The sequence below is a fragment of the Isoptericola sp. NPDC057559 genome (assembly GCF_042801555.1).
Lineage (GTDB): Bacteria > Actinomycetota > Actinomycetes > Actinomycetales > Cellulomonadaceae > Isoptericola.
This window is the reverse complement of the sequence record NZ_JBHVFQ010000003.1, coordinates 171,387-192,098: the sequence shown is the minus strand read 5'-3', so window position 1 is coordinate 192,098 and position 20,712 is coordinate 171,387. Positions and strand designations below refer to the sequence as shown.

The window sequence follows — 20,712 nt, the reverse complement described above, 5'->3', positions numbered from 1 at the left end:
GCCTCGATCTCGTGGGGTTGTCCACAACGTCCCCTCCGCGCGGTGCCCGCTTCTGACACGCTCGCTCGGCATGACGACGCTGCCCCCGCGGCCCGGCGACCGTCGCGAGCTCACCGCGCCGGCCGTCCCACCCGCCATTCTGTTCAGCGAGGCCCGCCGCGGCGAGATCGCGGGCATGGCGGCGCGTGGCGCGCTGGAGCGCGTCCGTAAGGGCGTCTACCTCGCACCCGTCGCGGCGGAGGGGCCGGCGCGCACAAGGCACGCCGAGATCCTCCGGCAGGTCCGCGCCGTCGAGGTCCGGCTCTCGACGGCGTTCTGGTACTCGCACGCGACCGCGGCACTGCTGCACGGGTGCTGGACGGTCCGGCTCTCCCCTACGGTCCACGTCACCCAGCTGCGGCCGCCCAATGCCGACCAGACCCGCGAGCGGGACCTCCGCCGTCACTGGGCCGCTCTACCAGAGCGCGACCGGACCGACCTGGACGGACTGCCCGTCACGTGCCTCGAGCGGACGGTGGTCGACTGTGCACGGACGCTGCCCCCCGACCAAGGCCTCGTGATCGCCGACTCCGCGCTGCGAGGAGGTGCCGACCTCACGCTGATCGACGCGATCCTCGACGAGTCCAGGGGCGGGCGCGGCGTCCGGCGGGCCCGCGAGGTCATCGGGCTCGCCGACCCACGTTCCGAGTCACCGGGCGAGTCGCTGCTCCGCTGGATCGTCCACGACGCCGGCCTGCCCGCCGCGGAGACCGGGCACCGCGTCACGACCCGGCGCGGCGACCTCTGGCTCGACCTGGCGTGGCCAGACCGCAAGGTGGCGCTCGAGTTCGACGGCGCCGTGAAGTACTCCGGGGGCGAGTACGGCGACCCGGCCCAGCGCCTCTTCGACGAGAAGCTCAGGCACGATGCCTTGGCGGAGGCCGGGTGGCTCGTCCTCCGCGTCGTCTGGGAGGACCTGCTGCATCCCGAGCTCCTGACCGCCCGCATCCGGTCGGCGCTGCGATCACGCCCTCCGAGATCGAGGGACCTGTCATGAGATCGACCCACCGAAGGTCGACCTGACGACGGCTACCTCGATCTGGCGGTCAGGGGGCGACGGGTTGGCGGACGATCGTGCGCCACCTGGACGGGTCGACGCGGCGGGCGTCGGACAGGTAGACCTCGTGGTGCGTGCCGGCCAGCTCACGACCTTGCTGGGCGATGAACGCGTGCAGCGCTGCGACGGTGGGCCCCTCGGTGGCGAAGGGCCCGACGTGCAGCACCTGCGCCGCGTCGCCGTCGCCGAAGTGCTCGAGGCGGACGAGGTGGCCGGCGGGCAGGTCCTTCTCCCGCGCGACGCGGGAGACGAGCGCCGGGGCGTCGACGTGCTGGACGGGGTCGGGCAGGCCGATCATCATCGTCCAGCGCCACCGGTCCTTGGCGTCCACGCTGAACCGGCTCAGGTCGTCCGCCCACCACAGGCCCTCCAGCGGCAGCACGGTGTAGGCGTTGCCGGTGGCCCGTTTCACCGCGGCCCGCACCGCGTACGCGAGCGGGTAGAGCGTCTCGACCGCCTCGCGGTACGCGGGCTCCGTGTTCGGGTCGCCGGCGCCGTCGACCATGAGGAACGGCCGGGGCGGCACCGTCACGAGGGCCGGCGTCGTCGTCGCGCGGTACTGCTCGCCCAGCTCGCGCTTGAGGTCGATGCTCGCCATCCGCCCATGGTGGCGGCGGCCACCGACAGGCGGCTCGACCCGTCAGCCGGGCAGGCCGGCGATGCCGGTGCCCACGGGGTCGTCGGAGTCGTCGTGCGTGCGGCCTCGGCGCGTGCCGGCGGCCTCGTCGCGGACGAGGCGCACCCACAGCAGCACGGCGAACAGGCCGAAGACCCACCACTGGAGCGCGTAGAACAGGTTCTGCAGGTTGACGCCGTCGCTGCCCTCGAGCACGGGGCGCGGCAGCGGCGCGGGCCCGCCCTCGGCGGCGGTCGCCTGCGCCGGGTCGGACGTCGTGAGCACGACGTACCCGGAGTAGATCGGCCCGCCCCAGGTGTTGACCAGCGACCCGGTGGAGATGGAGTCCACCAGCGGCGGTCCGTCCGGGTTGTCCGGCAGCGGCGCGCCGCCCTCCTGCAGGGACTCCGACGCCTGCAGCCACCCGGTGAGGCGCACCTCGCCCTCGGGCACGTCGAGGGCGGCGGCGTCGGGGGTCGCCGAGTCCACCCAGCCGCGGACGACGGGCAGGACGGGCGGGCCGGACAGGTCGGCCCAGGACGCGCCGCCGGTGCCGTCGTCGGTGACGCGCAGCGGCGTGAGCACGAGGTAGCCGGTGCGGCCGTCGAGCGCGCGCCCGGCGACGAGCACCTGGTCCTCCGGCTCGTACGTGCCGGTGACCCACGCCTCGGTGCCGACCAGCTCGCCCGGGAACGACGTCTGCGGCTCCAGGAGGTCGCCGAGCGCCTCCGGGCCGTGGGCCGCCTTCTCCGCGGCCTCCTGCTGCGCGGCGACCGCGGCGCGCTGGTAGGCGCGGTCGAGCTGCCACACGCCGAGCCGGCCGCAGACGGCGGCGGCGAGCAGGAAGAGGAGCAGGATCCCGATCATGCGGGGCTGGAGGGCCACCGCCCAGAACGACCTGCGGGCGGGCTGCGGGCTGGGCACGGCACCACCGTAATCGGACCGGGGCCCCCGCCAGGAATCCGTGCGCCGGGAGCACCTGACACCCCGCCAGATCGACGTCACGCCCTCTGACCTCGCCGGTCGTGCTGCATTCGGGCACCGGGTGCGGTGGAATGAAGGCGCTGGCCTACCCCCGAGCCACAGGAGCGTGTGATGAGCACCACGACCACCCCGTCCGTCCGCCCCACGCCTTGGCGCGCCGGCGACGGCACCGAGCTCTCGGCCGACTCGATCGACCGGATCGACCGGTGGTGGCGAGCGGCGAACTACCTGTCCGTCGGCCAGATCTACCTGCTGGACAACCCCCTGCTGCGCGAGCCGCTGACGCGCGACCACGTGAAGCCGCGCCTGCTGGGCCACTGGGGCACGACGCCCGGCCTCAACTTCCTCTACGCGCACCTCAACCGGGCGATCAAGGAGCGCGAGCAGTCCACCATCTACGTCGCGGGCCCCGGCCACGGCGGACCCGGGCTGGTCGCGAACTCGTACCTGGAGGGCACGTACTCCGAGACGTACTCGGACATCACCGAGGACGACGAGGGGCTGCGTCGCCTGTTCCGCCAGTTCTCGTTCCCCGGCGGCATCCCCTCGCACGTGGCGCCGGAGACGCCGGGCTCCATCCACGAGGGCGGCGAGCTGGGCTACGCGCTGAGCCACGCGTACGGCGCGGCGTTCGACAACCCGGACCTCCTGGTCGCGACGGTGGTCGGCGACGGCGAGGCCGAGACCGGCCCGCTCGCCACGAGCTGGCACTCGAACAAGTTCGTCAACCCGCTCAACGACGGGGTCGTGCTGCCGATCCTGCACCTCAACGGCTACAAGATCGCGAACCCGACGGTGCTGTCGCGCATCAGCGACGACGAGCTGCGCGACCTCATGATCGGCTACGGCCACACCCCGTACTTCTTCGTCGGCGGGTTCGACGGCGAGGATCACGCTGAGGTGCACCGCCGGTTCGCGGCGCTCCTGGACGAGGTGCTGGACCACATCGCCCGGATCAAGGCCGAGGCCGCGGCGGGCAACGACGAGCGGCCGGCCTGGCCGATGATCGTCTTCCGCACGCCGAAGGGCTGGACCTGCCCGCCCGTCATCGACGGCAAGAAGACCGAGGACTCGTGGCGCGCCCACCAGGTGCCGCTCGCGAGCGCGCGCGACACCCCGGAGCACCTGGAGGTGCTGCGCGGCTGGCTGGAGTCGTACCGGGCGCACGAGCTGTTCGACACCGAGGGCCGGCTGCTGCCGGAGATCGCCGAGCAGGCGCCCGAGGGCGAGCTGCGCATGAGCGGCAACCCGCACACCAACGGCGGCCTGCTGCTCAAGGACCTGCGGCTGCCCGACTTCCGCGACTACGCCGTGGAGGTCGCGGCCCCCGGCGGCTCGGTCGCCGAGGCGACGCGCGTCCTCGGGCAGTGGCTCACCGACGTGGTGCGCCTCAACCCGGACAACTTCCGGATCTTCGGCCCGGACGAGACGGCGTCCAACCGCCTCCAGGCGGTGTACGAGGTCACGGACAAGCAGTGGAACGCCGAGTTCTACGGGCCCGACGTCGACGAGCACCTCGCCCGCGCCGGCCGCGTGATGGAGATGCTGAGCGAGCACCAGTGCCAGGGCTGGCTGGAGGGCTACCTCCTCACCGGGCGGCACGGCCTGTTCACCAGCTACGAGGCCTTCATCCACATCGTCGACTCGATGTTCAACCAGCACGCCAAGTGGCTCAAGGTCACCAACCACATCCCGTGGCGGCGGCCGGTCGCGAGCCTCAACTACCTGCTCTCGAGCCACGTGTGGCGCCAGGACCACAACGGCTTCAGCCACCAGGACCCGGGCTTCATCGACCACGTCGTGAACAAGAAGGCCGAGATCGTCCGGGTCTACCTCCCGCCGGACGCCAACACCCTGCTGAGCACCTACAGCCACTGCCTGCAGAGCCGCCAGTACGTGAACGTCGTGGTGGCGGGCAAGCAGCCGGCGCCGCAGTTCCTCACGATGGAGCAGGCGATCGCGCACTGCACGCGCGGCCTGGGCATCTGGGACTGGGCGGGCACGGAGGAGGAGGGCACCGAGCCCGACGTCGTGCTGGGCGCGGCGGGCGACGTCCCGACGCTCGAGGTGCTCGCGGCGGCCGACATCCTGCGCCGCCGCATCCCCGGCCTCAAGATCCGCGTGGTGAACGTGGTCGACCTCATGCGGATGCAGGACGAGAAGGAGCACCCGCACGGCCTGTCGGACAAGGACTTCGACACCCTGTTCACGGCCGACCGGCCGGTGATCTTCAACTACCACGGCTACCCGTGGCTGATCCACCGGCTGACCTACCGCCGCACCAACCACGCCAACATCCACGTGCGCGGCTACAAGGAGGAGGGCACGACGACGACGCCCTTCGACATGGCGATGCTCAACGACATCGACCGCTTCCACCTCGTGATCGACGTCATCGACCGGGTGCCGTCGCTGCGCTCGAGGTACGCGGGCCTGCGCCAGGAGATGGTCGACGCGCGGCTCACGGCCCGGCAGTACACCCGCGAGCACGGCGAGGACATCCCCGAGGTGCGCGACTGGGTGTGGCCGGACGCGGGCGACACCGCCACCGCGCAGGGCGGCCCGGAGTACGACGCCTCGGCGGCGACGGGCGGCGACAACGAATGACAGGCGACGACGAATGACCAGCGACGCACGAATGACGGGTGACCTCGCGTGACCGGCTCCTCCCGCTCGATCTACATCGCCTCCCCCGAGGGCGAGACCGGCAAGTCGACGGTCGCGCTGGGCGTGCTGGACCTGCTGGTCCGGCAGGTCTCCCGCGTCGGGGTGTTCCGCGCCGTCTCCCGCGTGCCGTCGCCGCCGGCGTCGGACGCGGGGGGCGACGCCCCGCGGGACCACGTGCTGGAGATGCTGCTCCAGCACGACGGCGTGGACCTGTCCTACGAGGACGCGGTCGGCGTCACGTACGACGACGTGCACGCCGACCCCGAGGCCGCCCTGGCCAAGATCCTCGACCGCTACCACGCGGTGGCGGAGCGGTGCGACGCCGTGGTCGTGGTCGGCACGGACTACACGGACGTCGCGGGCGCCACCGAGCTGGCGTTCAACGCCCGCGTCGCGGCCAACCTCGGCGCCCCGGTGCTGCTCGTGGCGTCCGGGCGGGGCCGCTCGTCGGAGGACGTGCGCGCCCTGGTGCGGATCAGCGTCGCCGAGCTGCGCGCCAACCACGCGCAGCCGGTGGGGGTCGTCGTGAACCGGAGCACCCCGGCGGTCCTCGCCGCGGGCGCGACGGCGCTGGTCGGCGACCTGGACCTGCCCGTGTGGACGATCCCCGAGGAGCCGTTCCTGCACGCGCCCACGGTGGGCCGGCTCGCCGAGGCGGTCGAGGGCACCCTCATGCTCGGCGACCGCGACCTGCTGGGCCGCGAGGCGCTGGAGGTCATCGTCGGGGCGATGTCGTTCGAGCACGTGCTCGACCACCTGTCCGACGGCGCGGTCGTCATCCTGCCGGGCGACCGCTCGGACGTGCTCCTCGGGCTGCTGTCCGCGCACGCCGCGGCGACGTTCCCGTCCCTGGCGGGCATCGTGCTGACCGGCGGGTACGTGCCGCGCGGCGTGATCGCGCAGCTCCTGGCGGCGCTCGGCCCTCGCGTGCCGGTGGTCGCGACGCGGCTGGACACGTTCCACGCCGCCCGGCGCGCCGCCGAGACGCACGGCTACGTCACCGTCTCCTCGACCCGCAAGGTCGACGTGGCGCGGGCCCTGTTCGAGCAGCACGTGGACGGCGCCGCGCTGCTGGCGCGCCTCGACCTGCCGCGCACCCGCGTCGTGACGCCGCTGATGTTCGAGTACGAGCTCGTCGAGCGCGCCCGCGCCGACCGGCGCCGCGTCGTGCTGCCCGAGGGCGACGACGACCGCATCCTGCGCGCCGCGTCGACCGTGCTGGCCCGCGGCATCGCGGACCTCGTGATCCTCGGCGACGAGACGACGATCCGGGCGCGCGCCGCCGAGCTCGGCCTCGACATCGCGGCGGCCACGGTGCTCTCCCCCACCGACCCCGAGCACGTGACGATGTTCTCCGCCGAGTACGCGCGACTGCGCGCGCACAAGGGCATGACCGTGGAGCGGGCCCGCGAGATCGTCACCGACGTGTCGTACTTCGGCACGATGATGGTGCACCTCGGCCTCGCCGACGGGATGGTCTCGGGCGCCGCGCACACGACGGCGCACACCATCCGGCCGTCGTTCGAGATCGTCAAGACCCAGCCCGGCGTCTCCGTGGTGTCGTCCGTGTTCCTCATGTGCCTCACCGACCGGGTGCTCGTGTACGGCGACTGCGCGGTGATCCCGGACCCGACGGCGGAGCAGCTCGCCGACATCGCCATCTCGTCGTCGGCCACGGCCGCGCAGTTCGGCGTGGACCCGAAGGTCGCGATGCTGTCGTACTCCACGGGCACGTCCGGCTCGGGCGCCGACGTCGACAAGGTGCGCACGGCCACCGGGCTGGTCCGCGAGCGCCGCCCCGACCTGTCCGTGGAGGGCCCGATCCAGTACGACGCCGCCGTCGACGCGTCGGTCGCGAAGTCGAAGCTGCCGGAGTCGGCGGTGGCCGGGCAGGCGACGGTGTTCGTCTTCCCGGACCTCAACACGGGCAACAACACCTACAAGGCGGTGCAGCGCTCGGCGGGCGCGGTGGCCGTCGGACCCGTGCTGCAGGGACTGAACAAGCCGGTGAACGACCTGTCCCGCGGCGCGCTCGTGGCCGACATCGTCAACACCGTCGCCATCACCGCGATCCAGGCGCAGGCGCAGGCGCAGGAACAGGAACAGGCGCAGGAGGCCACCGCATGAGCATCGTCCCCGAGGCCGAGCGCCCCACCCCGTACAGCGCCTACGGCGCGCACGGGTCGGTGCTGGTCCTCAACTCGGGCTCGTCGTCGCTGAAGTACCAGCTGGTCAACCCCGTGGGCGGGGAGGCCATCGCGGCGGGCACGATCGAGCGCATCGGCGAGCCGTCGGGCATCGTCACGCACACGTTCGCCGGCAACAGGACGCGCCGGGAGCTCGAGGTGCCGGACCACGGCGAGGCGCTGCGCCTGGCCCTCGGCATGTTCGACGAGATCGGCCCCCGCCTCGCGGACGCCGGCATCTACGCCGTCGGGCACCGCGTGGTGCACGGCGGCGCGGAGTTCTCCGGCCCGGTCGTGGTGGACGACGACGTCGTGGCGCGCATCGACGCGCTGGTGCCGCTCGCGCCGCTGCACAACCCGGCCAACGTGCAGGGCATCCGGGTGGCGCGCGAGCTGCTGTCGGACGTGCCGCACGTCGCCGTCTTCGACACCGCGTTCTTCCAGGGGCTGCCCGCGGAGGCGTACACGTACGCCATCGACCGGGAGGTGGCCGCGACCTACGACGTGCGCCGGTACGGGTTCCACGGCACCAGCCACCAGTACGTGGCCGGCAAGGTGGCGCGGGTGCTGGGCCGGCGGGTGCAGGACCTGCACACGATCGTGCTGCACCTGGGCAACGGGGCGTCGGCGTCGGCGGTGGCCGGCGGCGTGCCGATCGACACGTCCATGGGCCTGACGCCGCTGGAGGGGCTGGTGATGGGCACGCGCTCGGGCGACGTCGACCCGGCCGTCGTGTTCCACCTCGCCCGGAACGCCGGGATGAGCATCGACGAGCTGGACACCCTGCTGAACAAGCGCTCGGGGATGCTCGGGCTCTCGGGCGTCAACGACTTCCGCGAGCTCCGCCGGCTGATCGACGGGGGCGACGACGCGGCGGCGCTCGCGTTCGACGTCTACGTCCACCGGCTGAAGAAGTACGTGGGCGCGTACGCCGCCCTCCTCGGGCGCGTGGACGTCGTCGCCTTCACCGCGGGCGTCGGGGAGAACGACGCGGCGGTGCGGGCCGCCGTCTGCGAGGGGCTCGAGGGCATGGGGATCGCCGTCGACCCGGAGCGGAACGGCGCGTCCCGGCACGACGAGCGCATCGTCTCCCCGGACTGGACGTCCACGCTGGTCATGGTGATCCCCACCATGGAGGAGCTGGCGATCGCCCGGCAGTGCGTGGAGGCCGTGGAGCACCTCGGCCCCGCCGCGTCGGTCACGGCAGGCTGAGCCGCTCCACGATCTCGTCCGCGATCTCCTCGGGCTCGGCCTCGATGCCGACGGTGAAGCCGTCCTCGTCGGGGTCGAGCGGCTCGAGGGTCTCCAGCTGGGAGGCGAGCAGCGACGGCGGCATGAAGTGCCCCTTGCGGGCCGCGAGCCGCGCCGCGAGCAGCTCCCGCGAGCCGTCCAGGTGCACGAACCGGACGGGGCTCTGGGCGGTGCGCAGCACGTCGCGGTAGGCGCGCTTCAGCGCGGAGCACGTGACGACGGCGTGCCGGCCGCCTCCCGAGTGCCCGTCCAGCCAGTCGCGGATGGCGAGCAGCCACGGGGCCCGGTCCTCGTCGGTCAGCGGGATGCCCGCGTGCATCTTCTCGACGTTCGCGGCCGGGTGGAAGTCGTCGGCCTCCGCGAGCTCCAGGCCGAGGCGGTCGGCGAGCAGCGCCGCCACCGTCGTCTTGCCGGACCCCGCGACGCCCATGACGACGAGGTGGGCGCCGTCCCCCGTGGCAGTCATGCGCCGAGCATTCCCGGCGGGACGGGCCCGCCGCAAGCCGGGGGCACGCGTCGCGCCCTCCCGCCGTAGTCTCGACGCGTGACGCTGCACTTCACGCCTCCCTGCGGCCCGGTCCACGGCTGGGCGGACGGCGACGTCCGCCGGGCCACCGGCATCCCCTACGCGCACGCGGAGCGCTTCCGGCGTCCCGCGCCCGTCCCGGACCGGGTCGAGGTGCTGGAGGCGACGTCCTGGTCGCCCGCGTGCCCGCAGGCGCCGGTGCCGTTCCTCGACGAGGTGCTGGGCCCGGCCGGGTCGGGCGTCCCCACCGACGAGCACTGCCAGCGCCTGTCCGTGACGATGCCCGCCGACGCGGGCCCCGACGACCGGCTGCCCGTCATGGTGTGGCTCCACGGCGGCTCGTACACCTCCGGTGCGGGGGACGTGCCGATCATGGACCCGCGCCCGCTGGTGGCGGAGCAGCGGGTGGTCGTCGTGACGGTCACCTACCGCCTGGGCCTGTTCGGCTACCTGGGCGACGACGGCCCCGACCGCCCGGCGAACCTCGGGCTGCTCGACCAGCTCGAGGCGCTGCGCTGGGTGCGGCGCAACGTCGCGGCGTTCGGCGGCGACCCGGCGCGCGTCACGCTGTTCGGGCAGTCCGCGGGCGGGGACGCCGTCGCGCACCTCATGGCGGCCCCGGCCGCGGCGGGGCTGTTCTCGCGCGCGATCGTGCAGAGCGCGCCCCTCGGCATCTCCCGCGGGCGGGCGCGGATGAACGCCGCCATGGCGCGCGCGGCGGCCGGGGTCTCCGCCCGCACGCCGGTCGACGACGTCGTGGCCGCCGAGGCGCGGGTCGGCGAGGTCGCTCGCGGGTTCGGGCTGCGTGCCGCGATGCCGTTCGGCACGCAGTACGGCCACGACCCGCTGCCGCCGGAGCACGAGGTCGCGGCGGCGTGGGACGCGGCGGCCCCGCAGGTCGCGCTGCTCGTCGGGAGCACCGCCGAGGAGGCCCGCCTGTTCGTGCGGCGCCTGCCCGCCGTGCGCCGGCTCGCCGCGCTGCCCGTCGTCGGGCCGTGGGCGCGCCGGGCCATGGTCGCCACCGTCACCGCCCGGGTCTACGGGCGCCCGGCGCGCCGGTTCGCCGCCCGGCACGCCGCGGCCGGGGGCACCGCGTACCGGTACGTCGTGACATGGGCGGCGCCGGGCAACCCCTGGGGCGCCGCCCACACGGTCGACCTGCCGCTCCTGTTCGGCGACGAGAAGGCGTGGGCGACCGCCGCGCTGACCGACGGCGCGCCCTGGGAGGACCTGCAGCGCAGCGCCCGCGGGGTGCGCGCCGTGTGGGGCGCCTTCGCGCGGGGCGAGGACCTCGGCGCGCGCGGCGAGGTGCCGGGCGCGCTCGTCTACCGGAGGGCGGGCCGATGACGCTCTGGCTCGACCCGCCCGCGTGGCCCGCCCACGGCACGCTGTGGTCCCACCTCGTCTCCGACAGCTCCCTGCACGAGCTGCGGGCCTTCGCCCGCGCGCAGGGGGTGCGCGACCGGGCGTTCGACCTCGACCACTACGACGTCCCCGCGGACCTGCACGACGCGCTGGTCGCCGCGGGCGCCGTGCCCGTCACGGGCGGCGAGCTGTCGCGGCGGCTCGCCGGCTCGGTCCTGCGGGTCCCGGGGTGGGAGCGCAGGCGGGCCTCCCGCGACGCGCTGCTCGCGCGGTGGGCGCGGCTGTGGGACCCCTCGGCAACAGACGGTGCGGCCGGTGTCGACCCCGTCGGGCAGGACCTGGTGGACCGCTGGCGCGAGCCGCACCGCGTCTACCACTCGCGGCTGCACCTGGCTGACTCCCTCGACTCGCTCGGCCTGCTCGTCGCCGACGGCGCCCCCGGCGATGCCTGGCACGCGGCCGTCGCGCTGTGGTTCCACGACGCCGTGCACGACGGCGACGCGGGGCGCGACGAGGAACGCTCGGCGGAGCTCGTCGGCGCCCTGCTCGGGCCGCTCGCCGGGCGCGCGCGGCCGGCCGGCCGGGCGCTCGGGCTGACGGAGGACGACGTCGCCGAGGTCGCGCGCCTCGTCCTCGTGACGACGGACCACGCGCCGGCACCCCACGACGCCTCCGGGTCGCTCGTCAGCGACGCCGACCTGGCCGTGCTCGGCGCGGACCCGAGCCGCTACGCCCGGTACGCCGCGCAGGTCCGCGCAGAGTACGGGCACGTGCCCGACGACGCGTTCCGCTCCGGCCGCGCCGCCGTGCTGGACCAGCTCGCGGGGCTGCCGCACCTCTACCGCTCCCCCGCCGCCGCGGGGCGCTGGGGCGAGGCGGCGCGGCGCAACCTGCGCGCCGAGCGGGACGGGCTCGACGCCGGGCGCTAGGTTGCGGTCGTGACCCCGACCCCGCCCGCCGCCGGACGTGTCGCCCGCCCGCGCCGCCGCCGCGCCCTCGTCGCCACCGCCACGACGCTGGGCGTGCTCGCCCTCGCGCTCGCGGTCCCGGTGGCGTGGGTGCAGCTCCTCGGCCAGGCCCGCGTGCGCCCGTCGGTCGAGGCGGTCGAGCCCGTCGACGCCATCATCGTGCTGGGCGCGGGGCTGCGCCCCGACGGCACCCCGTCCACGTACCTGCGGCGGCGGGTCGACGCCGCGGCCGAGCTCTACCACGCGGGCGTCGCCGACCGGGTGGTGCTCAGCGGCGACGGCCAGGCCCGCCCGGACGGGACCCCCTACGACGAGCCCGCCTCGATGCGCGAGTGGATCCTCGGCCGCGGCGTGCCCGACGAGGCGCTCACCCTGGACCGCCAGGGCCTCGACACGACCGCGTCGTGCCGCCGCACCGCGGACCTCACCGGGGCCCGCACCGCCGTCGTCGTCACGCAGGACTACCACCTGCGCCGAGCCCTGTTCAGCTGCGCCCGCGCGGGGCTCGACGCCCAGGGCGTGGGCGTCTCGTCGGCCAGCGCCACCCCGCGGAACTGGGTGTGGTGGCACGTGCGCGAGGTCCCCGCGTCGTGGCGCGCCGCGGTCCGCGAGCTCTGACCGCCGCCCGCGGGCGGACACGCCGCGTCAGGGCAGGCGCAGCCGCCGCATGGCGCCGAGCGCGACCGTGAGCACGCGGCTCGGCGTCTCGCCGCCGAGCGCGTAGAGGGTGTCGAGGGAGGCGCCGAGACGCGCGCCCCGCTGGACGGCGACGGTCTGGACCTCCGTCACCGCCTCGATGCCCTCGCGCCCGTGGCGCCGCCCCTGCCCGGAGGCCTTGAAACCGCCCATCGGCGCGCCCGCGGATCCCCAGGCGGACGCGTAGCCGTCGTTGATCACCACGGTCCCGGACTCCACGCGGGCCGCGAGGCGCCTGGCCCGCGCGACGTCCGTGGACCAGATGCTCGCGTTGAGACCGAACTCGGTGTCGTTCATGACGCGCACCGCCTCGTCGTCGGACGCCACCCGCGTCACCGACACCACCGGCCCGAACGTCTCCTCACGGGCGCACAGCGCGTCGGCGGGGACGTCGTCCAGCACGGTCGGGGCGTAGAAGTACGGCCCGACGTCGGAGCGGTGCACGCCGCCGACCAGAGCGCGGGCGCCCTTGGCGAGAGCGTCGTCCACGTGCTCCACGACCCGGTCGAGCTGCGCGGCGGAGACCAGCGAGCCGACGTCGGCGGTGTAGTCCAGCCCGGTGCCCAGCGTGAGGTCGCGCACGGCGGCGGTGAACCGGTCGAGGAACTCGTCGGCGATCCGCTCGTGCAGCACCAGCCGCTCGATGGACATGCACAGCTGGCCGGAGTTCGAGAAGCAGGCCCGCACGACGCCGGGCACCGCGGAGTCCAGGTCGGCGTCCGCCGCCACGTACAGCGGGTTCTTGCCGCCCAGCTCGAGCGTGGTGCCGATGAGCCGCTCCCCGGCGCGCGCGGCCACCTTGCGGCCCGTCGCGGTCGACCCGGTGAAGGCGATGTGGTCCACGTGCTCCACGAGGGCGGCGCCGATGTCGCCGCCGCCGGCGACGACGAGGAAGAGGTCGTCAGGCAGCCCCGCGTCCTGGAGCACCTCCGCGACCCAGAGCGCCGACAGCGTCGTCTGGGGGTCCGGCTTGAGCACCACCGCGTTCCCGGCCAGCAGCGCCGGCACGGCCTCGGACAGCACGAGCGACAGCGGGTAGTTCCACGGCGAGATCGCGCCCACGACGCCCACCGGACGGCGGTGCACGCGCACCCCGGTGAGGACCGGCAGCATGCCGGGCACCCGGCGCGCGCCCAGGTACCCCGGGCCGCGCACGGCGTAGTGCCGGCAGGCCATCGCGACGTCGGCGACCTCCTCGAACGCGCTGCGGCGCGCCTTGCCCGACTCCATCTGGATCAGGTCGAGGATCTCCGACTGCCGCCGGAGCACGAGCACGCCGAGACGGTCGAGGACGGCGACCCGCTCGCGCAGGGGGGTGCGGGCCCAGTCACCCTGGGCGGCCCGGGCGCGGCCGACGGCCGTCGCCACGTCCTCCGGCGAGGACAGCGGGAACGCGGCGAGCGGGGCGCCGGTGAAGGGCAGCGTCGAGCGGTGCGTCCCGGCGGTGTGGGAGGTGACGATGCGCCGCGAGAGCGGCTCCACGACGTCGGGCTCCAGGACATAGGTGGCGGCGGGCAGCTCGGGGTCCAGCAGTTCCCCGAGAGCGCCTTCGCCCTCGTGCGCGGTCGGCATGGCGGCCACCCTACGCGGGTCGGCCGACCACGCCGCAACCGTCGTCCCCAGGTTCGCTCTCAGCGCGACCGGGAACTCGCCGCGGACGCCGACCTGCGGAGACGGGCTACAGGTCGCGCCCCAGCACCACGCACTCGGAGTCGGCGTACCCGAGCGCGTCGTAGAACCCCAGCACCCGCTCGTTGCCGTACCGCACCATGAGGCGCACCTTGCGCACCCCCCGGCCGCGCAGCCAGGCCTCCGCGGCGGCCACGGTGGCGCGGCCGAGGCCGCTCCCCTGCGCCTGCGGGTCGACGGCCACGTAGTACAGCCAGCCGCGGTGCCCGTCGTACCCGGCGAGCGCGGACGACACCAGGCGGTCGCCCGCCAGGCCGACGAGGACCGTCGACGTCGGGGTGCTGCGCGCGTCGGCGACGTCGAGGCGCGGGTCGTTCCACGGCCGGGTCAGCCCGCAGGCCTCCCACAGCGCGACGACCTGCTCGACGTCGCCGTCCTCGATCTCGCGGAACGCGACGTCGAGCGCGTCCCGCGTCGGGGCGTCGGCCGTCACCGCGGCTGGTAAGGCGACACGACGACCTCGACCCGCTGGAACTCCTTGAGGTCGGAGTAGCCGGTCGTGGCCATGGCCCGCCGCAGCGCGCCGACGAGGTTGAGCGTGCCGTCGGCGGTGCCGCTGGGCCCGAAGAGGATCTGCTCGAGGGTGCCCGCCGTGCCGACCGCCACGCGCTCGCCGCGCGGCAGCACCGAGTGGTGCGCCTCGGGACCCCAGTGCCAGCCCTGGCCGGGCGCCTCGGACGCCCGCGCGAGCGCCGCGCCGAGCATGACGGCGTCCGCGCCGCAGGCGACGGCCTTGACGATGTCGCCGGAGCGGCCCACACCGCCGTCGGCGATGACGTGCACGTAGCGCCCGCCCGACTCGTCGAGGTAGTCGCGGCGGGCCGCGGCGACGTCGGACACGGCCGTGGCCATGGGCGCGTGGATGCCGAGGCCCACGCGGGTGGTGTGCGCCGCGCCGCCGCCGAAGCCGACGAGGACGCCGGCGGCGCCGGTCCGCATGAGGTGGAGCGCGGCGGTGTAGGTGGACGCGCCGCCGACGACGACGGGCACGTCGAGCTCGTAGATGAACCTCTTGAGGTTCAGCGGCTCGGCGTTGCCGGAGACGTGCTCGGCGGAGACGGTGGTGCCGCGGATGACGAACAGGTCCACGCCGGCGTCGACCACGGTCTGGTAGTGCTCCTGCGTGCGCTGCGGCGACAGCGCCCCGGCGACGGTGACGCCCGCGGCACGGATCTCCTTGAGGCGCTGCGTGATCAGCTCGGGCTTGATGGGCTCGGCGTAGATCTCCTGCATGCGCCGCGTCGCGGACTCGGCGGGCAGGTCGCGGATCTCGGCCAGCAGCAGCTCGGGCGACTCGTACCGCGTCCACAGGCCCTCGAGGTCGAGGACGCCGAGGCCGCCGTGGTTGCCGAGCGCGACGGCGGTGGCGGGGCTCATGACGGAGTCCATCGGCGCCGACAGGATCGGCAGGTCGAAGTGGTACGCGTCGATCTGCCACTCCACCGAGACGTCCTTCGGGTCGCGCGTGCGCCGCGAGGGCACGATCGCGATGTCGTCGAAGGAGTATGCGCGGCGGCCGCGCTTTCCGCGCCCGATCTCGATCTCGTTGCTCACCAGGACAGCCTACCGGCGCGGTCCTGTCGGTGGCCGGTGGCACAGTCCGTGGACATGACGACGTACGCGGACCACGAGGCAGCGGGGGCGGCGCCGGTCGCGACCCCGCCCGAGCCTGGCTGGTCCCGCGGCCCCCTGCTGGGCTTCGACACGGAGACCACGGGGCTCGACGTCGGGTCCGACCGCATCGTCACCGCGGCGCTCGTGCTGCGCTCCCCCGGCGGCGGAAGCACCGTGCGGACCTGGTTGCTCGACCCCGGCGTCGAGATCCCCGCCGAGGCCACCGCCATCCACGGCATCACCACGGCCCACGCCCGGGCGCAGGGGCGCGAGCCCATCGGCGCGCTCGAGGAGATCGCCGCGATCCTCGTGGCCCAGGTGCGTGACGGCGTGCCCCTCGTCGCGTACAACGCCTCCTTCGACCTGACGCTCCTGGACGTCGAGCTCGCCCGGCACGGCCTGCCCACCGTCCCGCAGCGGCTCGGCCGCCCGGTCGCGCCGGTCCTCGACCCGCTCGTCCTCGACCGCTGGCTCGACGGCGCCCGCGCGGGCAAGCGCCGCCTCGGCGACCTGTGCGCCCTGTACGGGATCGAGGGCGAAGGCGCCCTGCACACGGCGGACGTCGACGTCCTGGCCACCCTCGACGTCCTCGACGCCCAGCTCGCGGCGCACCCGCACCTGCGGAGCGTCGCCCTCGACGCGCTGCACGCCGCGCAGTCGGGCGCGCACCGGGCGTGGGCCGAGCGGGTCAACGCCGAGCGCGCCGCCGAGGCCGACAGCCGACCGCCCACCTCGACGGCCTGGCCGGCGGCGGGCGCCCGCTGACGAGTCGCATCTCACCACACGGATGAACGACCCGCCCAGGAGGTCGGATCCGGCGCCACGAGGGTCGATCGGGTCTCCAATATCTCATCCATGAGATATCGTCGCTCGCATGACGATGATCGACGATGCACCCCTGAGTCAGGTCGGCGCCCTCATCCGCGGCGCCCGCCAGAACCGCGGCCTCACCCAGACCCAGCTCGCTGAACAGCTCGGCACCAGCCAGAGCGCCGTCCACCGGATCGAGCAGGGCGCGCAGAACGTCAGCCTCGAGATGCTGAACCGGATCGGCCTCGCGCTCGACTCCGAGATCATCAGCCTCGGCGGGCCCAAGCACGCGCACCTGCGCGTGCGCGGCGGCCAGACCCTCTCCGGCCGCATCGACGTCAACTCCTCGAAGAACGGCGCGGTCGCGCTGCTGTGCGCGTCGCTCCTCAACCGCGGCCGCACCACGCTGCGCGGCGTCGCCCGCATCGTGGAGGTCGACCGGATCGTCGACGTGCTGCGCTCCGTCGGCGTCCGCGCGACCTGGACCACCGGCGGCCGGGACCTCGAGATCGTGGTGCCCGACCAGCTCGACCTCGCCGCCATCGACGTGGACGCGGCGCGCCGCACCCGGTCGATCATCATGTTCCTCGGCCCGCTGCTGGGCCTGCGCGACACCTTCGAGCTGCCGTACGCGGGCGGCTGCGACCTCGGGACCCGCACGGTCGAGCCGCACATGATCGCGCTGCGGCCGTTCGGCCTCGCCGTCACCGCGACCGGCGGCAACTACCACGCGACGGTCGCGCCGGCGTCGGGCGCCGACCTGTCCGTCGTGCTCACCGAGCGCGGCGACACCGTCACCGAGAACGCGCTCATGGCCGCCGCCCGCCGCGACGGCGTGACCACCATCCGCAACGCCAGCCCCAACTACATGGTCCAGGACCTGTGCTTCTACCTGGAGCTGCTCGGCGTCCGGGTGGAGGGCATCGGCACGACGACGCTCCGCGTCCACGGGCGCACGGACATCGACGTGGACGTGGAGTACGCCGTCTCCGAGGATCCGGTCGAGGCGATGAGCCTGCTCACCGCCGGGATCGTCACCGGGTCGGAGATCACGGTGGCCCGCGTCCCCATCGAGTTCATGGAGATCGAGCTCGCCACGCTCGCCGAGATGGGGCTGCGCTACACCCAGAGCGACGAGTACCTCGCACGCAACGGGCGCACGCGCCTCGTCGACGTCACCGTGCACCCGAGCGAGCTGCACGCGCCGATCGACAAGATCCACCCGATGCCGTTCCCGGGCCTCAACATCGACAACCTGCCGTTCTTCGCGGTCATCGCCGCGAACGCGACGGGCACCACCCTCATCCACGACTGGGTCTACGAGGGCCGGGCCGTCCACCTCACGGACCTCACGCGCCTCGGCGCCGACGTGCGGCTCCTGGACGCCCACCGCCTCCAGGTCACCGGGCCCACGCGCTGGTCCGGCGCCGAGGTGAGCTGCCCGCCCGCGCTGCGGCCCGCCGTCGTCATCCTGCTCGCGATGCTCGCCGCGAAGGGCACCTCCGTGCTCCGCGGGGTCGACATCATCGCCCGCGGCTACGAGGGCCTCACCGAGCGCCTGCGCGAGCTCGGCGCCAACATCGAGACCTTCAAGGACTGACCCGCCCGACCTCCCGGGCGGCGGGCCGACAGGCCCCGCCGTCCGGGAGGTCGCGTCCCTCGCGCCGTCGGCCTAGCGGTCGTACACGGCGTCGACCTCGACCTCCACCAGCCACCCGTCGACGGGCAGGTTCTCGATCTCCAGGGCGAACCGCGAGGGCCGGGCCGCGTTGACCACCAGGGGAGCGCCGGTCTTCGAGCCCAGCGCGACGTCGAGGGTCTTGCCGGTGGCGAGGTTCGTGTTGGCGAAGAACTGGCGGTAGGCGCGGTTCCAGCCCGCGAAGTCCATCGCCTCCTCGCCGTCCGGGTTCTGCAGGAACACGCGCATGGAGACGACGTCGTCGTACGACAGGCCCGCGCGCTCGAGGTTCTCCCCGATGCGCATCAGCGCGTTGATCCCCTGGGCCTCGGTGAGGGTCACCCCGTCGGGCAGCTCGCCACCCGGGAACACGTCGGTGGGGACGTAGCGCTCCTCGGCGGACACGCCCGGGGCCCGGTTCAGCGCGGACGGCCCCAGCCCGGACGACTTGTACCAGGCCACGTTCTTCCCGATGGCGACGCCGTCGGCGATCGACGGGGTGTCGCCGGTGACGAACGAGTGCGCCTCGGTGGGCCGGGGCTCGAAGAGACGCCCGCCCGCGACGGCGGTGGCGGGCACGGCGACGGCGGTCGTGACGACGACCGCGAGGACGACCTTCGTGGTGTTCTTCATGCCCGGGAACGTAGGTGCGCGCCGTTTCGCCCGGATGACGGCCGCGGGTCCGTCCGGGGTCGGCCGGCGGCGCAGCAGGTGGCGGCACGGCCCTCCGACCTGCTACGACGCCGTCGAAACGCACTCGTTACCGCGGGCGACGACCCGGTAACGCCACCGACCCCGTGCCGTGACGCGCCCCTCCTACCGTCGGGCGCGGTGCTGACGGCGGCGCCCGGCATCGAGGGCCGTCCGCGTCCGTCCGTCAGGCCTTTCGACACGAGAGGTAGTGCCCATGGTCACTGACACCGTCACCGACGGCCGCCCGTCCGGCTTCTCCCGCCGCAACTTCCTCCAGGCCGTCGGCGTGGGGTCCAGCGCCGGCGTCATGTTCGCCACGATGGGGGCGATGGGCCTCGCCCCCACGGCCGCCGCCCAGCCCACCACCGCGGCCTGGACCCCGCCGCGCGGCAGCGACTTCACGCTCACGGGACGCTCGGCGAAGAAGGTCGTGGTCGTCGGGGCCGGCCCGGCAGGGCTCGCGTCGGCGTACGAGCTGCAGAAGGCCGGGTACCGGGTCACGGTGCTCGAGGCGCGGCACCGGCCCGGCGGCCGCACGCTGACCATCCGCGGCGGGGACTCCGAGACCGACGTCGACGGGGTGACGCAGACGGCGCGGTTCGACGACGGCGTCTACATGAACGCCGGCGCCGGCCGTATCGCGCAGTGGATGGTGACCATGGACTACCTGCGCGAGCTCGGCGTGCCGTACGAGGTGTTCACCAACGCGAACGCCGACGCCTACCTCTACAACGAGAAGAGCGGCGCGACGCCCGGGAACCCGGTCCGCTACCGCACGGCCAAGGCGGACGTCTTCGGGTACACCTCGGAGCTGCTGTCCTACGCCACCGACCAGGGCGCGCTGGACCAGCGGCTCACCGCCGCGGACAAGGAGAACCTGCGCTCCTTCCTGCGCAGCTGGGGCTCGCTGAAGGCGGACGGCACCTACGCGGGCGGCGACAACCGCGGTTTCGCGACGTACCCGTCGGCGTGGAACGAGCACGGAACGCCGCTCGCCGGCCCGGGCACGGTCTCGGAGGTGCTCGCCTCGAAGGTGGGGCAGTACTTCCCGTTCGAGATCAACTGGGAGCAGTCGATGCTCATGTTCCAGCCCAAGGGCGGGATGGACACCACGTACCAGTACTTCGTCAAGGCGATCGGCAAGCAGAACGTGCACTTCGGCTCCCCGGTGACGGGGGTCGAGAACACCCCGGGCGGCGTGCGCGTCACGTACACCCCCGCGCACGGGCGGCCCCGGCAGATCGAGGCGGACTTCGCCGTCGTCGCCGCGCCGGCCGGGCAGATGCGGACGTGGGACACGAACTGGGGCGCCGGGATCGACGCGGCCCTGGGCGAGTTCGCCGTCGGCTCGCCGGCCGGCAAGATCGGCCTGCAGTACCGGTCCCGGTGGTGGGAGGACGACCACCGCATCTTCGGCGGCATCACCGAGACCGACATGGACCTGGCGCACGTCTGGTACCCGTCGTACGGGTACGGGGAGCGCAAGGGGCTCGTGGTCGGCTACTACAACACCGGGACGAACGCCCGCACCTACGCCGACCTCACGCCCCGCGAGCGGGAGCGGCGCGCCGTCGCGCAGGGCGTGAAGATCCACGGCGAGAAGTACCGCACCGAGCTGGAGTCGTCGTTCTCGATCGCCTGGCACAAGGTGCCGTACATCGAGGGCGCCTGGGCCTACCCGGACACGTCGTCGGCGGGCTTCAGGCTGCTGCAGCAGGGCGCCGGCCGCGTCTTCTTCGCGGGCGACTGGATGTCCGAGGTGTCCGCCTGGCAGCACGGCGCGTTCTGGTCCGCGCGGTACGCCGTGCAGGCGCTGCACGCGCGCGTGATGGCGTCCTGACCGCCCTCGTCCGGTCATGACGACGGCCCGGGT

The 20,712-nt window shown here is 74.1% G+C and carries 17 protein-coding genes; 10 read left to right on the top strand and 7 right to left on the bottom strand.

Annotation, left to right across the window (positions count from 1 at the left end; all coding sequences use genetic code 11):
• Positions 1 to 70 precede the first annotated feature (70 nt).
• The gene (locus ACFU5J_RS05925) at positions 71 to 1,036 is read left to right on the top strand and encodes a hypothetical protein (protein ID WP_430574665.1); all 966 of its coding nucleotides are present in this window, start codon (positions 71 to 73) and stop codon (positions 1,034 to 1,036) included.
• 49 nt (positions 1,037 to 1,085) lie between these two features.
• Here ACFU5J_RS05925 and ACFU5J_RS05920 read toward each other — a convergent pair whose 3' ends face one another.
• Complete coding sequence (locus tag ACFU5J_RS05920) at positions 1,086 to 1,694, bottom strand: GyrI-like domain-containing protein (RefSeq protein ID WP_430578100.1); 609 nt, start codon at positions 1,692 to 1,694, stop codon at positions 1,086 to 1,088.
• A 42-nt stretch (positions 1,695 to 1,736) separates the two neighbouring features.
• Entirely contained in the window at positions 1,737 to 2,636 is a 900-nt protein-coding gene (locus tag ACFU5J_RS05915; RefSeq protein ID WP_430574663.1) for an SURF1 family protein, read from the bottom strand.
• Positions 2,637 to 2,807: 171 nt separating this feature from the next.
• Between ACFU5J_RS05915 and ACFU5J_RS05910 the strand changes: the two genes are divergently transcribed.
• The 3 genes from ACFU5J_RS05910 to ACFU5J_RS05900 are packed head-to-tail and all read left to right on the top strand — an operon-like array spanning position 2,808 to position 8,761.
• Positions 2,808 to 5,303: a phosphoketolase gene (locus ACFU5J_RS05910; RefSeq protein ID WP_430578099.1), complete on the top strand. Its 2,496-nt coding sequence runs from the start codon at positions 2,808 to 2,810 to the stop codon at positions 5,301 to 5,303.
• A 48-nt stretch (positions 5,304 to 5,351) separates the two neighbouring features.
• Positions 5,352 to 7,490: a phosphate acetyltransferase gene (pta, locus tag ACFU5J_RS05905; protein WP_430578098.1), complete on the top strand. Its 2,139-nt coding sequence runs from the start codon at positions 5,352 to 5,354 to the stop codon at positions 7,488 to 7,490.
• Positions 7,487 to 8,761: an acetate/propionate family kinase gene (locus tag ACFU5J_RS05900; protein ID WP_430578097.1), complete on the top strand. Its 1,275-nt coding sequence runs from the start codon at positions 7,487 to 7,489 to the stop codon at positions 8,759 to 8,761. The genes pta and ACFU5J_RS05900 overlap by 4 nt, the downstream gene beginning before the upstream one ends.
• Here the strand turns inward: ACFU5J_RS05900 and ACFU5J_RS05895 are convergent.
• Entirely contained in the window at positions 8,748 to 9,266 is a 519-nt protein-coding gene (locus ACFU5J_RS05895; protein ID WP_430578096.1) for a gluconokinase, read from the bottom strand. The two genes, ACFU5J_RS05900 and ACFU5J_RS05895, sit on opposite strands and share 14 nt — an antisense overlap.
• A gap of 78 nt (positions 9,267 to 9,344) precedes the next feature.
• Between ACFU5J_RS05895 and ACFU5J_RS05890 the strand changes: the two genes are divergently transcribed.
• The 3 genes from ACFU5J_RS05890 to ACFU5J_RS05880 are packed head-to-tail and all read left to right on the top strand — an operon-like array spanning position 9,345 to position 12,277.
• On the top strand, positions 9,345 to 10,673 hold the full coding sequence (locus ACFU5J_RS05890; RefSeq protein WP_430578095.1) for a carboxylesterase family protein: 1,329 nt from the start codon (positions 9,345 to 9,347) through the stop codon (positions 10,671 to 10,673).
• Complete coding sequence (locus ACFU5J_RS05885; RefSeq protein ID WP_430578094.1) at positions 10,670 to 11,620, top strand: DUF4031 domain-containing protein; 951 nt, start codon at positions 10,670 to 10,672, stop codon at positions 11,618 to 11,620. The genes ACFU5J_RS05890 and ACFU5J_RS05885 overlap by 4 nt, the downstream gene beginning before the upstream one ends.
• A gap of 9 nt (positions 11,621 to 11,629) precedes the next feature.
• Positions 11,630 to 12,277 carry a vancomycin high temperature exclusion protein gene (locus ACFU5J_RS05880; protein ID WP_430578093.1) on the top strand — a complete coding sequence of 216 codons (648 nt, stop codon included), beginning with the start codon at positions 11,630 to 11,632 and terminating at the stop codon, positions 12,275 to 12,277.
• A 27-nt stretch (positions 12,278 to 12,304) separates the two neighbouring features.
• Here ACFU5J_RS05880 and ACFU5J_RS05875 read toward each other — a convergent pair whose 3' ends face one another.
• The 3 genes from ACFU5J_RS05875 to ACFU5J_RS05865 form a co-directional block, all read right to left on the bottom strand.
• Positions 12,305 to 13,927, bottom strand: a complete 1,623-nt coding sequence (locus tag ACFU5J_RS05875; RefSeq protein ID WP_430578092.1) for a succinic semialdehyde dehydrogenase — start codon at positions 13,925 to 13,927, stop codon at positions 12,305 to 12,307.
• 106 nt (positions 13,928 to 14,033) lie between these two features.
• Positions 14,034 to 14,477 (bottom strand): GNAT family acetyltransferase, encoded by a 444-nt coding sequence (locus ACFU5J_RS05870; protein ID WP_430574654.1) that lies wholly within the window; start codon positions 14,475 to 14,477, stop codon positions 14,034 to 14,036.
• Positions 14,474 to 15,598, bottom strand: a complete 1,125-nt coding sequence (locus tag ACFU5J_RS05865) for a GuaB3 family IMP dehydrogenase-related protein (RefSeq protein ID WP_430574653.1) — start codon at positions 15,596 to 15,598, stop codon at positions 14,474 to 14,476. Before ACFU5J_RS05865 ends, ACFU5J_RS05870 begins: the two co-directional genes overlap by 4 nt.
• Positions 15,599 to 15,652: 54 nt before the next feature.
• Between ACFU5J_RS05865 and ACFU5J_RS05860 the strand changes: the two genes are divergently transcribed.
• Both ACFU5J_RS05860 and ACFU5J_RS05855 read left to right on the top strand, forming a co-directional pair.
• On the top strand, positions 15,653 to 16,423 hold the full coding sequence (locus tag ACFU5J_RS05860; RefSeq protein ID WP_430574652.1) for an exonuclease domain-containing protein: 771 nt from the start codon (positions 15,653 to 15,655) through the stop codon (positions 16,421 to 16,423).
• 109 nt (positions 16,424 to 16,532) lie between these two features.
• Positions 16,533 to 18,068, top strand: coding sequence for a helix-turn-helix domain-containing protein (locus ACFU5J_RS05855; RefSeq protein ID WP_430574651.1), 1,536 nt, complete (start codon positions 16,533 to 16,535; stop codon positions 18,066 to 18,068).
• 72 nt (positions 18,069 to 18,140) lie between these two features.
• Here ACFU5J_RS05855 and ACFU5J_RS05850 read toward each other — a convergent pair whose 3' ends face one another.
• Positions 18,141 to 18,779, bottom strand: a complete 639-nt coding sequence (locus tag ACFU5J_RS05850) for a Rid family hydrolase (RefSeq protein ID WP_430578091.1) — start codon at positions 18,777 to 18,779, stop codon at positions 18,141 to 18,143.
• Positions 18,780 to 19,053: 274 nt separating this feature from the next.
• Between ACFU5J_RS05850 and ACFU5J_RS05845 the strand changes: the two genes are divergently transcribed.
• A complete protein-coding gene (locus tag ACFU5J_RS05845) occupies positions 19,054 to 20,679 on the top strand; it encodes a flavin monoamine oxidase family protein (RefSeq protein WP_430578090.1) in 1,626 nt (541 codons plus the stop codon).
• Positions 20,680 to 20,712 lie beyond the last annotated feature (33 nt).